The organism is Enterococcus ureilyticus, assembly GCF_001730315.1.
GTDB classification, from domain to species: domain Bacteria; phylum Bacillota; class Bacilli; order Lactobacillales; family Enterococcaceae; genus Enterococcus_L; species Enterococcus_L ureilyticus.
Genome location: NZ_MIKC01000001.1, coordinates 166,298 through 182,175 on the forward strand (window position 1 = coordinate 166,298; position 15,878 = coordinate 182,175).

The 15,878-nt window shown below is 36.9% G+C and carries 12 protein-coding genes; 3 read left to right on the forward strand and 9 right to left on the reverse strand.

Annotated elements, in window-relative coordinates; translation table 11 throughout:
- Positions 1–246: 246 nt before the first annotated feature.
- The 7 genes from glgA to BCR24_RS00820 form a co-directional block, all read right to left on the reverse strand.
- Positions 247–1,677: a glycogen synthase GlgA gene (glgA, locus tag BCR24_RS00790; RefSeq protein WP_069638655.1), complete on the reverse strand. Its 1,431-nt coding sequence runs from the start codon at positions 1,675–1,677 to the stop codon at positions 247–249.
- On the reverse strand, positions 1,674–2,828 hold the full coding sequence (gene glgD, locus BCR24_RS00795; protein ID WP_069638656.1) for a glucose-1-phosphate adenylyltransferase subunit GlgD: 1,155 nt from the start codon (positions 2,826–2,828) through the stop codon (positions 1,674–1,676). The genes glgA and glgD overlap by 4 nt, the downstream gene beginning before the upstream one ends.
- Positions 2,818–3,960, reverse strand: a complete 1,143-nt coding sequence (locus BCR24_RS00800; protein ID WP_069638657.1) for a glucose-1-phosphate adenylyltransferase — start codon at positions 3,958–3,960, stop codon at positions 2,818–2,820. Before BCR24_RS00800 ends, glgD begins: the two co-directional genes overlap by 11 nt.
- Before the next feature lie 108 nt (positions 3,961–4,068).
- Positions 4,069–5,958 carry a 1,4-alpha-glucan branching protein GlgB gene (gene glgB, locus BCR24_RS00805; RefSeq protein WP_069638658.1) on the reverse strand — a complete coding sequence of 630 codons (1,890 nt, stop codon included), beginning with the start codon at positions 5,956–5,958 and terminating at the stop codon, positions 4,069–4,071.
- 268 nt (positions 5,959–6,226) lie between these two features.
- On the reverse strand, positions 6,227–8,869 hold the full coding sequence (gene alaS / locus BCR24_RS00810) for an alanine--tRNA ligase (protein ID WP_069638659.1): 2,643 nt from the start codon (positions 8,867–8,869) through the stop codon (positions 6,227–6,229).
- A gap of 63 nt (positions 8,870–8,932) precedes the next feature.
- Positions 8,933–9,646, reverse strand: coding sequence for a shikimate kinase (locus tag BCR24_RS00815; protein WP_204638586.1), 714 nt, complete (start codon positions 9,644–9,646; stop codon positions 8,933–8,935).
- 194 nt (positions 9,647–9,840) lie between these two features.
- On the reverse strand, positions 9,841–10,947 hold the full coding sequence (locus tag BCR24_RS00820) for a DUF7278 family profilin-like fold-containing protein (RefSeq protein WP_069638661.1): 1,107 nt from the start codon (positions 10,945–10,947) through the stop codon (positions 9,841–9,843).
- A 127-nt stretch (positions 10,948–11,074) separates the two neighbouring features.
- Here BCR24_RS00820 and BCR24_RS00825 point away from each other — a divergent pair, with 127 nt between their 5' ends.
- On the forward strand, positions 11,075–11,509 hold the full coding sequence (locus tag BCR24_RS00825; RefSeq protein WP_069638662.1) for a GNAT family N-acetyltransferase: 435 nt from the start codon (positions 11,075–11,077) through the stop codon (positions 11,507–11,509).
- A gap of 28 nt (positions 11,510–11,537) precedes the next feature.
- On the opposite strand, the gene BCR24_RS00830 is transcribed toward BCR24_RS00825, so the two are convergent.
- Together BCR24_RS00830 and BCR24_RS00835 are read right to left on the reverse strand one after the other, a co-directional pair.
- Positions 11,538–12,890 carry a DEAD/DEAH box helicase gene (locus BCR24_RS00830; RefSeq protein WP_069638663.1) on the reverse strand — a complete coding sequence of 451 codons (1,353 nt, stop codon included), beginning with the start codon at positions 12,888–12,890 and terminating at the stop codon, positions 11,538–11,540.
- 66 nt (positions 12,891–12,956) lie between these two features.
- Positions 12,957–14,132 carry a VanZ family protein gene (locus tag BCR24_RS00835; RefSeq protein WP_069638664.1) on the reverse strand — a complete coding sequence of 392 codons (1,176 nt, stop codon included), beginning with the start codon at positions 14,130–14,132 and terminating at the stop codon, positions 12,957–12,959.
- A gap of 188 nt (positions 14,133–14,320) precedes the next feature.
- Here BCR24_RS00835 and BCR24_RS00840 point away from each other — a divergent pair, with 188 nt between their 5' ends.
- Positions 14,321–14,644: a hypothetical protein gene (locus tag BCR24_RS00840; protein WP_010764520.1), complete on the forward strand. Its 324-nt coding sequence runs from the start codon at positions 14,321–14,323 to the stop codon at positions 14,642–14,644.
- Between the two features lie 135 nt (positions 14,645–14,779).
- Positions 14,780–15,202, forward strand: a complete 423-nt coding sequence (locus BCR24_RS00845; RefSeq protein ID WP_069638665.1) for a cytidine deaminase family protein — start codon at positions 14,780–14,782, stop codon at positions 15,200–15,202.
- Positions 15,203–15,878 lie beyond the last annotated feature (676 nt).

Here is a 15,878-nt window from a genome sequence, read left to right on the forward strand (position 1 = left end):
AATCAATAAAAGATAGCTATATTACAGTCTATCAAGCATTTTTTATGAGTTAAGATAGGTATCAACTTAGGTATACTAAAGAAGCCATCTAAAAATGGTTGTTTCTTCAGTTATTCATTTCCTTAAGTTAGATACTTACACTCACAAAAACACCTCATAATTTTCTTTGACTATTCATTTCTCGCTAAAAGTATACCTTGGTTTTACAGACTCGTCAATCATAAACTTCCATTATGCAATCATAAGTTAGGATAGTTGAAGTAACTTTCGATAGACCTCTAAGTATAATTGACCAGACTTTTCCCAACTGAAATCTTTTCTCATTGCAGCTTTCATCAGTTGCTGCCAGGTTTCTTGATCGTGCTGATATAAATCGATTGCAAGATTAGTACTAGACAGCAAGTCCTCAAAACGAACAGCAGAAAAACCAAAACCTGTTCCTTCCTTCGTGATTGGGTTGAAAGGAATCACCGTATCTTTTAAACCGCCAACCTCATGTACAATAGGAAGTGTGCCGTAGCGCATGGCAATCATTTGTGAAAGGCCACAAGGTTCTGTTAAAGACGGCATCATAAATAAATCAGAGCCGGCGTAAATCAATTGGGCCAAGGCTACATCAAAAGTGATGACCGCTTTGAACTTATCTGGATAACGTTTTGAAAACGCTGTAAGAGAATGTTCAATTTCAGCGTCACCTGTTCCTAGAATAGCGAACTGGATCTCTTTGTCTAGCAATTTCGTTAAACTATCTACGACTAATTGAAACCCTTTTTGATTAGTCAATCGACTGACGATTCCAATCAACGGCACATTTTCATGCGCAGAAAGTCCCAATTTTTTTTGCAAAACTTGTTTGTTGGCCTTTTTTCCAGCTAAATCTTCTATTGAAAATTTAGCTGGAATCGTTTGATCGGACTTTGGATCATTCAGTTCATAATCAATTCCATTCAAAATGCCACTTAGCTTTGCTTGTTCTAAACGTAAAACTTCATCTAAGCCAAACCCGTACTCAGGTGTTTTTATTTCTTCTGCGTATGAGGGGCTGACTGTATTCACGCGATCAGCATAGAGTATCCCAGCTTTCAAATAATTCAGCGACTCATTAAATTCATTTTTATAAAGAACAGGATCCATTCCAAAATAATCAGATAACAACTCTCGACTGTACGCTCCTTGAAATTCAATATTATGGATGGTTAAAATGCTTTTGATTGGCTGATAAGCTTTAACGGATTGATATTTTTCCTTCAATAAAAAAGGGATCATCGCTGTATGAAAATCATTTACATGAATAATATCTGGGATGCTTTCCAGTTTGTTTAACATTTCAATGATCGCCAAAGAAAAAAAGGCAAAGCGCTCTCCATCATCCTCATAACCATATAACGTCTCACGATCAAAATAATAAGCATTTTCGATAAAGTAATAGGTGATATCCTTCATGATCAAACGCTTCACGCTACATACTTGATGGCGCCAACCAACCTCAACATAAAAATCGGCAAATGCTTCACATCGTGCTTTAAATGTTTCAGGCATTTTAGTAAAATAGGGCAAAACAACCGCAAGTTTTGCCCCTTTTTTAGCCAGTTCTTTCGGTAAAGCAAACGCTACATCCCCTAATCCGCCTGTTTTAAAAAAAGGCGCACACTCAGCCGATGTAAATAGGATATTCATAACTCCAGTCCTCCAATAACGTCATTTTCAACCACTTGATTTTTGGGGATTACCACAGGATTTTGTGCGCTTCCAATAATTCTAACACCTGGTTTTACTGTCACATATTTATCCAATATGGCATAGCTGATCTCTGCATCTTCTTCGATCTGAGCATTTGACATAATGATCGCTTGTTTGATTTTAGCGCCCTTTTTAATGATTGCTCTTCTTGAAATGAGACTGCTTTCTAAGCTGCCTTCAATAATACACCCTGTGGCACACTGACTATTGGTTACTTTGGAAGCTTCTGAATAATAGGTTGGTACTTCATTTTTACGTTTCGTATATATTTTTTGTCCTTTGTACATCAAGTCGTTGAATTTTTTTTCAGTCAACATATCTAGGTTCGCCTGATAATAGGAAGGAACATCCTGAATATTACTTAAATAGCCTGTATATTCATACGCTGACGCTTGAATAGGAACTACTTTTTCTGCCAAAAGTCCATGAAGAGTGGTCGTTCCATCCTGTTTTTGTTCGATTCTCAGTTGGTCCATCAGCCATTTAGTTTGGACAATGTAGGTATTCATCGACAGATTTAAACGCTCCTCTTTTTCAAACGTTTGTGCAAAAGTTTTTACCTGTGCAACATTTCCCGCAGAATCGACATCAAGAATTTGATCCTCTGCGAATAGTTTTGTAGGGTCCATTTTTTTATACACGACGGTCATTTTATTTTTGTGTGCGCGATGATAGGTCAAGACCGCCCGAAGATCGATCGAACTCAGCATATTACTTCCCATAAAAACAGTATATTCTGCTTCTGATTTTGCTAGATAGTCAATCACTGAAGCATAATAAGGCAAGCCTTGCGCTTTTTGTTTTAATAAATCCTGATAAAAATAAACAAAATAACTATTTTGCAGTGAATCGAGATTCCACTCTTTCCCACCACCGATATGATCAAATACAGACCGTGTCTCACCTTCATTGAATATCATAAAAATCGAGTTGATATTTGCATTTGCAATGCTAGAAAGAGGAAAGTCGATCAGTCGATATTTACAATCAAAAGGCAGTGTGTCTAAAGGACGATTTTCAGTTAATGGCGATAATCCTTCAAACGTTGAGACATTCCCTAAAATAGCACACATTTTTTTAGTCTTCATCACTTTGCACTCCAATCACTTCAGAATAACCGATCACTTCAATTTCATTTTCATTGTAAACAACTGAATTATCACCAATAATTGCGTTCTCACCAATGATTGCATTCTTGATTTGGACATTTTTACCAATGACTGCTCCTGGCATGATCACGCTGTTTTCAATAGTTGATCCGCTCTTTACTTTTACGCCAGTTGAAAGAATACTATCTGTGATCGTTCCTGAAATAAAACAGCCATCAACAATCAACGAAGTTTTGACTGAAGCTGTTTTAGTAATAAAATGTGGTGGTGAGATATTATTTTTAGAGTAGATACGCCAGTTTTTATCCCTCATATTCAACGCATTCTCTAAACCAATAAATTCCATATTCGCTTCCCACAAAGAATCGATCGTTCCAACATCTTTCCAATACCCGTCAAAATGATAGGCGTACACATTTTCGTCAGCTTCTAAATACGAAGGAATCACATGTTTTCCAAAATCCAGCATTTGTCCATCTTTAGAATAGCTATCTAGCAATACATTGCGTAACCGGCCCCAGTTAAAGATATAAATCCCCATAGAAGCCAAATTACTTTTCGGTTCCGCAGGTTTTTCATCAAATTCAATGATTCGCTGATTGTCATCTGTGTTCATGATGCCAAAACGTGACGCTTCTTTCAACGGAACCTCAATCACTGCTACCGTTAATGAAGCGTTATTGGCAATGTGTTCTTCCAGCATTGCTTCATAATTCATTTTGTAAATATGATCCCCAGATAAAATCAAGACATATTGAGGGTCCATCTGGTCAATAAACGCAATATTTTGATAAATAGCATGGGCCGTACCTTCAAACCATTTCTCACCGTCCGAACTTGAAAACGGTTGTAAAATCGTCACACCAGAATCAATGCCGTCCAACCCCCAGCTAGAACCATTCCCAATATGATTATTTAACGCTAAGGGCTGATATTGAGTCACGATACCGACATTTTTGATGCCTGAATTGACACAGTTACTTAAGGTAAAATCAATAATACGATATCTACCGCCAAAAGGCACAGCTGGTTTGGCTATATTCTTGGTTAACTTTCCTAGACGAGTTCCTTGTCCTCCTGCTAAAATCATTCCAAGCATTTCTGTTTTCATTTTGTTTCGGGTGACGTTGCACCCTGCCCCCTTTCAAAAGTGATTTTCTGTGTACAGGTCAAACAGCCTCTTTGTTTTGATTTTTCTTTGAAAAAATCCATTATGCTTTTAACTTCTCCTGTCGATCTTTTGAGGTTTTAGGATGATTGCCCCCAATGAAGGGACGATTGTTTGGATTTGATAAGAAAATTGTTTAAACGATTGCTTCGTTGTGTAACTTGTTTGATTTCCTTTAGTCCATGTACCGCCATATTCTTTTAACTCTGTGTTAAGTACTTCTTCATATGTGCCAGAAAACGGGACACCAATCGCGAAATTTTGTCTTTCAACTGGAGCAAAATTTAACACAATAATCAAAAAATCAGTGTCCTTTTTTCCTTGACGAATAAAACTTAGAATTGTCTCTTCACTATTATCAGCATCAATGATTTCAATAGATTGCGGCAGATGATCCAATTCCCATAAGGCTTTTTCTTTTTTATAAAACAGATTCAGCTGTTTGGTGAACTGCTGCATACTAGCATTCATTTCATCCGCAAGATCTGTCCATTCTAAACGTTGATCATATCTCCATTCCAAAAACTGCCCCCATTCACTACCCATGAATAATAATTTTTTCCCGGGATACGTCATCAGGTAGACATATAAATTACGTAGTTGAGCAAATTGTTTATACCGATCCCCCCACATTTTATGCATCAAGCTTCTTTTCCCATGAACCACTTCATCATGAGAGAATGGTAAAATATACTGTTCATTCATCATGTACATAAATGAAAAGGTAAGGAGTTGAAAATTAGATTTACGGAAGGCAGCATCCATTTCATAAAAACGCAAGGTATCATTCATCCATCCTAAATTCCATTTGTAATCAAAACCTAAAGCACCACTTTCCAGCATTCCAGTGATTTTCGTTTCCGCTGAGCTTTCTTCGGCGATCATCATCACATTGGGATGGATCGATTTGACTACAGCATTTAATTTTTGTAAAAAATAGAAACCAGCCCAGTTACGATTGTTCCCGTCAGCATTCAAGTTAGTAGAACCCTCATCATAGTCTAAATACAACATATTCGAAACAGCATCTACTCGAATCCCGTCAATATGAAATAGCTCGATCCAATATAATGCACTAGAAATCAGAAAGCTCTGGACTTGTGGCTTTCCTAAATCGAAATTAAGTGCGCCCCAACGAATGTTTTCCGCCTGAGTCGGATCGGTGTATTCAAATTGAGGAGTTCCGTCAAAATAAGCCAAGCTATCATCGTTAACACAAAAATGCCCTGGCACCCAATCAACCAAAACACCAAGATTATTTAAATGACACGCCTCCACGAACTCTTGAAACTCACTTATCGTTCCATAATGTGCACATAGTGCGAAGTAACCGGTCAACTGATAGCCCCAAGATTCGCCTAAAGGATGCTCCATCAACGGCATAAACTCAATATGAGTAAAGCCCATTTCTTTAACATAAGGAATCAAGATTTCTTTTAATTGTCCAAACGTATACGGTGTTCCATCTGTTTCACGTTGCCAAGAACTTGCATGTACTTCATAGATAGCCAAAGGTCGGTTAAAATGTGTATCTTGATTGTTTTTACTTTGCCAAACCTCATCATGCCATTGCTTCTCAGGTAATCTCTGGATCACTGCTGCATTATTCGGACGTTTTTCGAAAGCGATAGCAAATGGATCTATTTTATATACTTCTCGCCCATCTGCCTGCTTCACTAAATATTTATAAAAATCACCCTCGTTTGGCTTTATAGTAAAAATTTCCCAGACACCGACCTGTACTACTTTCTTCAATAATAATGAGCGATCCCAGCCGTTAAAATCGCCAACTAACCAGACATTCTGAGCATTGGGCGCCCAAACTCTAAAAATACACCCTTTTTGCTTGTCTTGCTCTGTTTGATGACAGCCAAAGAAATTTTGACTATAAAAATTTTCACCTGTTTCAAATAATTCGATTGAACTTTTTTTATCAGACATCGGCAGCCCTCGCTTTTTCAAACTGTGAATCGAGTTAACGTTCATTCGCTCAACATTATCTTGTAGCCAAAAACGATTTATTAAATAATTCTGAGTGTCACTATCTTAAATCTAACAACAAAATAAAAAAAAAGAAAGAAATAGACCTCTGGAACATCAAAATAAATAGAACCCCAAGTAAAACTAAAATTAGTTTTACTTGGGGTTCTAACTTTTTTTTAGTAGCTAATAAGACTAGGCAAAACTAGCTGTATGCTCACTATTTATTCTATGATTGAGACAACCAATTTGCGACTTCCGTTAAGGCATCGTTGATCCCATCTGGATTTTTCCCACCTGCTTGAGCCATATCCGGACGACCGCCGCCACCGCCGCCAATTTTTGGTGCAATTGTTTTGATTAAATCACCAGCTTTTAGCCCTTTTTCATTGGCTCCTTTAGATATAGCTGCTAACAAGCTTACTTTATCCTCTTGTGCTGTTGCTAAAACCAATACGTCAGAAAGTTCTTTTTGCTTCCATTGATCCGCTAATTGACGTAATTGATTCATATCTTTAACATTTACTTTTGCAGCAATATATGTCGTGCCATTGATTTCTTTGATATCTTTGAAAATGTCTCCTGCTTGTTGGTTCGCTAATTTTCCAGCAAGTTGTTCATTTTCTTTTTGTAGATCACGTAATTGTTGTTGTAATTGTTCTGTCTTTGAGACAACTTCTTTTAATTGAGGCGATTTAACGATCCCTGCAATGGCTTTTAATTGTTTTTCTTCTTCATTCATTAACTCATACGCTTCTTTACTTGTAACAGCTTCGATACGACGAACGCCTGCACCGATTCCTGATTCAGAAACGATTTTGAAAATACCGATATCTTCTGTGTTTGTGACATGTGTCCCTCCACAAAGCTCGATTGAATAGCCACCTATATTGACAACACGGACTTCTTTCCCGTATTTTTCACCAAATAAAGCCATAGCACCCATATTTTTCGCTGTGTCGATATCTGTTTCGACTGTTTCAACAGGAATTGCCTCCCAAATTTTTTCGTTCACGATTGCTTCCATTTGAACTAACTCTTCAGCTGTCACTTGACCAAAATGAGTGAAGTCAAAACGTAAATGTCCTGGAGCAACTAATGAACCGGCTTGATTGGCATGATCCCCTAAAATATCTTTCAAGGCACGATGCAATAGGTGTGTTGCTGTATGATTTTTCAAAATACGATTACGCATTTTTTCATCAACGTGTAGTTCATACGTTGCACTTTCAGTTAATTTTCCTGTTACTTGAACCGTGTGTAAAAATTGGCCATTTGGTGCTTTTAAGACATTTTCTACGTGAGCTACAATGGTGCCGTTTTGATCTTTGATTGTTCCGTGATCGGCAACTTGTCCTCCCATTTCCGCATAGAAAGGCGTTTCAGCAAAGATCAGTTGAGCTGTCCCTTCTGAAAGCTCGCTAAGAATTTCTTCCTCTTTTAAAATAATTAAAAGTTTGCTTGTCGCTTCTAAATGACTATACCCGACAAATTTACTCTCAACTTTAATATCCGTTAGAACAGCCGATTGAACACCCATTGATGTTGCTTTACTTCTAGCAGAACGAGCCCGTGCTCTTTGAGCTTCCATTTCTTTTTCAAATCCAGCATGATCTACTTTCAAGCCTGAATCTTCTGCAACTTCTTCTGTTAATTCCACAGGGAAACCATACGTATCGTACAATTTGAAGATATCTTTTCCATTTAACGTATCTTCACTAGTCGCTTTTACTTTTTCAATTAACTCATTTAAAATATCTAATCCTTCATTGATTGTTTCATGGAAACGTTCTTCTTCTGTGCGCACTACTTTTTCGATGAATTCTTTTTGTTGTAGTACTTCTGGATAATAACTTACCATTACTTCGCCAACTACCGGAACTAGTTTGTACAAGAAAGCTTCGTTAACTCCTAATTTTTTACCATGCATAACCGCACGACGTAATAAACGACGCAAGACATAGCCACGACCTTCATTTGATGGTAACGCTCCATCACCGATTGCAAACGATAAGGCACGGATATGGTCAGCAATGACTTTAAATGAAATATCCGTTTGCGGTGATTGGCCATAGATTACTTGTCCGCTTAATTTTTCTACTGCATGTATGATCGGCATAAATAAATCTGTTTCAAAGTTCGTCGGTGCATTTTGAACAATGGAAACCATGCGCTCTAAGCCCATGCCCGTATCAATATTTTTATGCGGTAACGGCTCGTAAGTATCATCTGCTTGGTGGTTAAATTCAGAAAATACTAAGTTCCAAATTTCTAAATAACGTTCATTTTCACCACCAGGATAATTTTCTGGATCATCTTCTGCAACATCGTTAAACGACTCCCCACGATCATAGAAAATTTCTGAATCTGGACCACAAGGCCCCGCACCGATATCCCAAAAATTATCTTCAATATCAATGATATGATCCATTGATAACCCAACTTCTTCATGCCAAATCCGTTTTGCTTCCGTATCTTTTGGGTAAACTGTGACATATAATTTTTCAGGATCAAAGGCCATCCATTCAGGAGACGTTAAAAATTCCCATGCCCAATGGATCGCTTCTGTTTTAAAATAATCACCGATCGAGAAGTTCCCTAACATTTCAAACATGGTATGGTGACGCGCTGTTTTCCCAACGTTTTCAATATCATTGGTCCGAATCGATTTTTGCGCATTCGTGATTCTTGGATTTTCTGGAACGACTGAGCCATCAAAATATTTCTTCAACGTTGCAACACCTGAATTGATCCATAATAAGGTTGGATCATTGACAGGCACTAAAGACGCACTTGGCTCCACAGAATGTCCTTTTGATTTGAAAAAGTCTAAATACATTTGACGAACTTGACTACTTGATAATTGTTTCATTGTTCGATTCCTACTTTCTAAAATAAGTGATTGGTATTTTATAAAACAAAACATTATTCTACTTTAATTTAATTCAAACTGTTCTAAAATTTGATCAGCCGCTTGCTGGGCCGTCAGCTTTGTAACATCTAGTCGATAATAATATTTTTCATCAATTTCACCTGGAAACGAGTTCAATCGATGCTGTTCATTAGCTAATAAAAGTTCTTTTTCCGAATGAGCGACATTCTGCTTTGAAGCTTTTTTACTCAAACGATATTCTGTTTTGTTTCTGTACACTCGTTCTTCTAGTTCAGCTTCTAGTTCGATAAAATAAATGTCGATTCCTTTATCAGAAAAAATTGCCTTATATTGATTAAATTCTTCAATGTCCTCTTTTAAATCAAACCCCAAAACAAAAGTAAAGACTAAACCATTTCCAATTGACTCTTTTGCAATCTTACTAAAGATGGCTTCACGAAATTCTCTTGAAAGACTGAAAGTCGCAGGAGTCCAGCCAAATAAGGGTTGAAGCAACTCCAAAGTCATATGATTATGAAGTAATGGAAGCCTTAATTTATCTGCAATAATTTCTCCAATAGTCATTTTCCCAACAGCCTGAGGACCAAAAATGAAAAATACTTTCAAAGAACTACTCCTTTCTCTAGATAATGATTTCATGCTCCAGCCGTCTCTTTTTATACTGTTCTGCCAAACTAGTATAAAACGCGCAAAAACATCATTGCAGTCAAGGACGAATGCTCGCGGTACCACCTTGATTGCAATGATGTTTATCATTACCTCTTAATCTCCATAACGCAGAGTCTCGTTGATATTTCTATCAAAACTTATGTAAAGGGAGCAATTACATTTCCGTGCTATTCTTCTTTCAGCACTGAAGAACTTTCTGTAAACACTAAAAAACGAATCATATCCTTTAGATTCCCTACAAATTATAAGGAAAGAACAAAAAAAAGTCAATGCTTTCTATTTTAATTTTCAATTAGAATCGCTTTTCGATACAAATAGTCGGTTGGGCCTAATTTTTGTTCAGGTAAAATAACATGATCTGAAGTAAAATAAGTCGATAACGGCAGCATCTCTTCAATCAAGCTACTCTGATTCGATCCTTTTTGAGTCAACTTTATAGCGGTCGGATTAGACGTCAATTCATAACGATCCCTTTGCGTATCGATCACTAAACCGAACATATTCGCACCATCCATTTTACTTTTAATATGGCGGCCGGATTCATTTTCTTGAATGAGCAATTCATTGCCCCAACGGAATAAGCGTCTGGTTCCCGCACCTACAGCAAATTCCCATTGATCTTCTGATAATAAACCAAATCCCTCTCGTTTAAGCGATAATTTTAATTCCGCATGAGTACAATCTGAATGGCTATAAACAAAATAATAATCAGACTCAGGTAAAAATTCTAAATAAAATTTGTCTTTCTCCAAAAGTGTTTTTGGAAATGACCAACTAAGACTTTCAGCAGCTGATAGCCTTGGAAATAATTTTTCGCAAATCTGCTTTTCATGGGGGAAAAATTGTTCTATTTCTCCTTCAAACGTTCCTGTGACGGTATCAAAAATCCCCAAAAATTCTGTTCCTGCCGGTAATGCGTATTTTTGAACAAACATAGCAGGAATTTTAACTTTTCTTAAATCGGTCGTATGCTCATTTATGTAATCAGAAATCCCTTCTAAGGAAGTTAAATCATAGCTCATTTCTGCTTCATTCCACTCAGCGGCAGAATCAATTGCTTCGTTCGTCAATGTTGTTTTAAATGTATTCTTTGCTAAATGCTCTACATCAAACCCTAACAATTCATGTGCTCTTAAGCCTTCTGCCCCTAAATTCCAGCCAAGGATCGCTTCGTTATTGCCTGGAATGAAAACAAATAGTTCACCGTTTAATTCCAATTCAAAGGTGCGGCATTTAATGCCATATAGTTCAAAATTTACTAATTCAATTGTATTAACTTCTATTGTTGGCGGAACAAAATACATCAATAGTTGGTGTAAAAGTATTTCTTTTTCAGCATCTTTTAAGTTCTTCCAATTTGCCCACTCAATTTGTTCAAATAGGTCCAAGTTAAACCCTCCTCGTATTTTAAAAGCAGAGCTAGCAAGTATTGCTAGATGACATCAAATCTATCTGTTATGATTAAGTATACCATTGAATGAATCTTTCACTAAGAAAATTATCTGGAGGGCTTATATGCACACTCACTTTGGCTGTGAACGCTGGCATCAGGCGGCAGCATTTGCTTTGCGTTATGATGTTTTTGTTTTAGAACAAGGCATTTCATTACAAGATGAATTTGATGAACTAGATACACCAGAGCGAAATTATTTTGTTGTTTATGACCACTCACTAGCAGTCGCAACCATTCGTTATCAGAAAAAAGATGGGGACACAATTCAACCAGACCGTTTTTGTGTAAGAAAAGAGCATCGCAACAAGGGAATTGGTCGAACATTACTTCGACTATTAGAAGATAAAGCTACGAAAGAAGGCTTTGTATTCAGTATTTTATCTGCAGAAAAAACCGCTGTATCTTTTTACCAATCGTTGAACTACGAAGTAAACTCTGATGAGTACATAGAAGACGGCCTTGTTTGTGTAGAAATGATCAAAAAAATCAGCAGCTAAGATGACTTGCTCATCTTGCTGCTGATTTTTATTTATAACTATTTTTTTTAGACTTTTTCGCTGTTCTAGTTTGTTGACGGCGTTCAACTTTACGCTTTTGCTTATTGCTAGCTGAAATTGCCCATTCAATTTTCTTTTTATACCCTGGTTTGATTTTTTTCTTTTTCTTTTTGACCAAACCAATCAATGTTGGGTCTTCTAAGGCATCTTTAGACTTTTCACGTTTTGTTCGACGATTACGATCATACGTATCAATAATCTCGCCATTTTTGATTTCTTTTGGTTGGAACTTGATACCCAAGTCCTCAACCTCAGAAATTGCTTCTTCATCAGCTGGTGAATACAACGTAATGGCGGTTCCGTCTAATCCGTTACGCCCAGTTCTACCTACTCGATGAATAAAGAAATCCAAATCACTTGGAACTTCTGCATTGATCACGTGAGAAACACCTTCAATGTCGATTCCACGCGCAGCTAAATCCGTCGCAACGACATATTGAAATTCTAGATCTTGAACTTGGCGCATCACACGTTTACGTTCTCTAGGAGAAATATCCCCATGAATTTTTGCGACTTTCAAGCCTTGATCTTTTAAGTAATCAGTAATTTCATCCACACGTTGTTTCGTATTCGCAAATATAATCACTAAATACGGATGACCAATCGTTAATAATTGATAAATCAAACGATTTTTATCTTTTCCTTTTGTAGAAATCAGCCAATTATCAATCGTTTCGGAAATGATATTTTTAGGTTTAATATGCTCGATAACAGGGTTTTCCATATATTTTTTTAAGAAGGGTTTTAACTTTTCAGGAATCGTTGCGGAGAAAACCAGCATTTGTAATTTGTCTGGTAAACGCCCAGCAATCTGATCGACCTCTTCTAAAAAGCCCATATCTAACGTCATGTCCGCTTCATCGACAACGAAAGCAAATGCCGTATGTGCTTTTAACGCTTGTTCATTCATCAAATCTAAAATACGTCCCGGCGTTCCAATCACCACATGGGGTTGTTGTTTTTTCAGCTTCGCAACTTGTCGTTGTTTGTCCGTTCCACCCACAAAATTTGTCACACGCATTTCTGGTTGACTGAATTTAGCGATTTGAATCGCTTCTTGATAAATTTGATTCGCTAACTCTCGGCTAGGGGCCGTAATTAGAATTTGTACTTCATCCAATTGAGGATTTACTTTATTCATCAATGGTAATAAAAAGGTGTGGGTCTTACCGCTTCCGGTTTGTGATTGACCAATCACACTCTTACCTTTTTTAATGACAGGGATCAATTTTTCTTGTACTTCTGTTGGTTGCTCAAACCCTTTATCTGCTAGTGCTTCCATGATAAAATCGTTGAACTGAAATTGTTTAAATGAACTCATTTACCTCACCTCTTTCAAACTTGTTGTGTAAGTCCTCATGCATTATACCACAAAAACTGCGATTCCTTATTGATTTTCTACATTTTCCTCTCTTTTTATCGTGCTGATCGTATAGGTATGGCTCGCCTTTTCATAAAATAATCGACGCTTCTTTCTAACCAATACATACAGAACATTAATGAAAAATAGCAATAATAGAAACGAGCAAAATAGAAACAACATAAGACTCACTAACTGTAACATCCGATTACTAGAATTGAGTAAATCAGCTGAACTCGTCATGTAAGAACTGATCAAACCATAAACAACATACAAATAACCATACCGGATAAATAACGCTCTGAAACGAATTTTTTCATGCCCTTCTTCTACAACTTGAATACGCACAACTTTCTTGCCGATTGTTTCCCCATTCGTAAGCTTAGGTAGCAACATAAACACTATAAACACCATAGCGAAAAACCAGACTCGTCCTTCTAATGCAGGATATCCCACAAACCATTGTTTGTATTCTGGGATTAAATTGAGCGTAAACATCCCAATCGCTTGCACAATCGAAATCACAAACCAATCGATCAAAAAAGCCACAAAACGCCGAAATAAACTAACGGATTGCCCTTTTTCATAGGCGGCTTCATCCAACTCGTCTCTTGTTGGAAATAAAAAGGTCAACATCGGTGTAATCGTATAACCGACAATTCCACCAAACGTATTATTGATCAAATCATTCACGTCCGCTAACCGATAAGGTCTAGGATAAATAAAATACAACCCGCTCAACTGCGTTAACTCAAAAAACAGCGACAAGAGAAAACTAGCGAGAACTACTTTTTTGAATGAAAGTTTGTAATAATAACGTAAATACACCCCAAAAGGAACGAGCAACAGAACGTTGAAAACCGGCTCCAACACGACGCCTTGCCTTAACGCTGGGATAAAGGTACTTGGATCATGAATATTCAAGACCGTCTCTTGCATAAAACGGTTAACAAAATAAAACGGCCGCAATTCTAACATTTGGCTCGTATATTGCGCTACCTCAGTTCGAGGCGGCAGTGGTAAAATAATTAAAAAATAAGCGCATAGTAAATAGAAAACAAATGAATAAAGTATTAGTGCTCTTCTGAATAAAAATGTTCCGTATTTCCGGTATTCACGAATCACAAGCACAAATGAAATCGCAAAGGCTAAAAAAGGAAAAACGATTATCGCAGTTTTGATTGGTGCTGCATAAGCTGACATTTAGAACTCACTCCTTCTTCTTTAGTTTAGTAGAAAATAAACACTTTGTCATTTGTAATAACTATAGCTTTAACAAAAAATATATTTTGCAAATTGAAAAAATTGCAGTATGATTGAGTCATGGAGCAACGAATAGTTGTATTTCTAACAAATTATATTATTCAATTTTTACATACGGAGGCTTTTCTATGTTAAATCCATACTTTGCTTTTGGCGTCCCCATCTTTCTACTTTTTTTATATGTTGTATTTGCTATTATTAGAAAAAAAAGCAAGCTGCATTATATCGGATTCGTTCTTTTACTGATCTCATCCTTTATGATGGCGTTTAGTTTTCAGGTGCTACAAGGGTTATGGACTTTGGAAGACAGTCATGCTACTGAACAACTAGAAACATTAGGGTATGCACCAGAAATACTGTGGCTTCCACTCATTTTAGGTGCAATATTGGCACTTCTCAACCTTTGGAGAGGTGTAAAAAGAGTGAAATCTTTTCGGGAAGAATCCAATTAAAAAGCAAATAAAGAGCATGTAGCTGGAATGAGGATACTTCTTCACTCCAGCATTTTTTAATTACAAACGTTCATTGTCTTTTACAGTAGCCACTTGCTATAATTAAGACCATCACTAAATAACGGAGGTACATTTATTGATATCTGGGAAACCTTGTATGAAAAAGCGAAAAAAGTATATTATCCCACAGAAGTCACGCCATTTATTTATGCACACCATGTAGTCAGTGCTTTAGAAAGTGAAAACGGCGAAATTTACACTGGTTTTTGTATTGAAAGTTGCAGTGGCGTAATGGATTTATGTGCTGAACGGACAGCCGCTTTAAATATGTATATGAATAGTGGTCAAACCGTTATAAAACGTATCATCACTTTTCGAAGTGAAGCACCTGAAGGTCTGGGCGGAATGCCCTGCGGTGCTTGTAGAGAATTATTGCTACAGTTTTCTCAAAAAAATAAAGATACAGAAATTATGGTTGATTATCAGAAACGAGAAACGATTCCCCTTGAAGAGCTAGTTCCAAATTGGTGGGGTTGGTCGAGGTATGAAAATCAATAGGTTCTAACATTTGCGAAAAAGGGCTAAAAAAACGTGAAACAATACGCTCTCACTTTCTCTTATTAATTACGCACTATTTACGTTTTTTCATGAAAATAAAGTTCAAAAAATTTCTTCTGTTCCCGTTGAGCTAGCGTATTCAATTCGGTATACTTAAGTCGTAGAATAGAAATGAAACGAAGGAAACTTTTCCTAGTTTAAACGATAATTAAATAATCATTGGCACTTTTTATTGGACCGCCAATCCAATAAAAAGAACATTGTAATGACAGCCCAAACTGCCGGAACAACTTGCCAATAGTGCGAGAAACAAACTCGCTTGTTTTGTTGTATCTGACTTCTTTTTAGATACAAAAGACAGGTTTATTTGTTGGACTATTGTCAACGGTATTGGTGGAAACTGATATCGTTTTTTTCTATTCTGCTACTTTTACATGGGAGGTGAACAGTTTACACATCGTACAAGCATAAAACAGAAAAAATAGGCACTTTATCAATTGGCGCCAACCGATTGATAAAGCCCTGGATAGACAGCCCAAACTATCTATACAAGTTGCCCATTGCTAGTTCCGAAGTTCTAGCTTCTTTATTGTACCGAACTTTTGTCTGAATTTCTAGACATGATTGTTATTTTTCGGTCGTTTAGCTAAACTTCTCTCGCATTGGAAACGATATT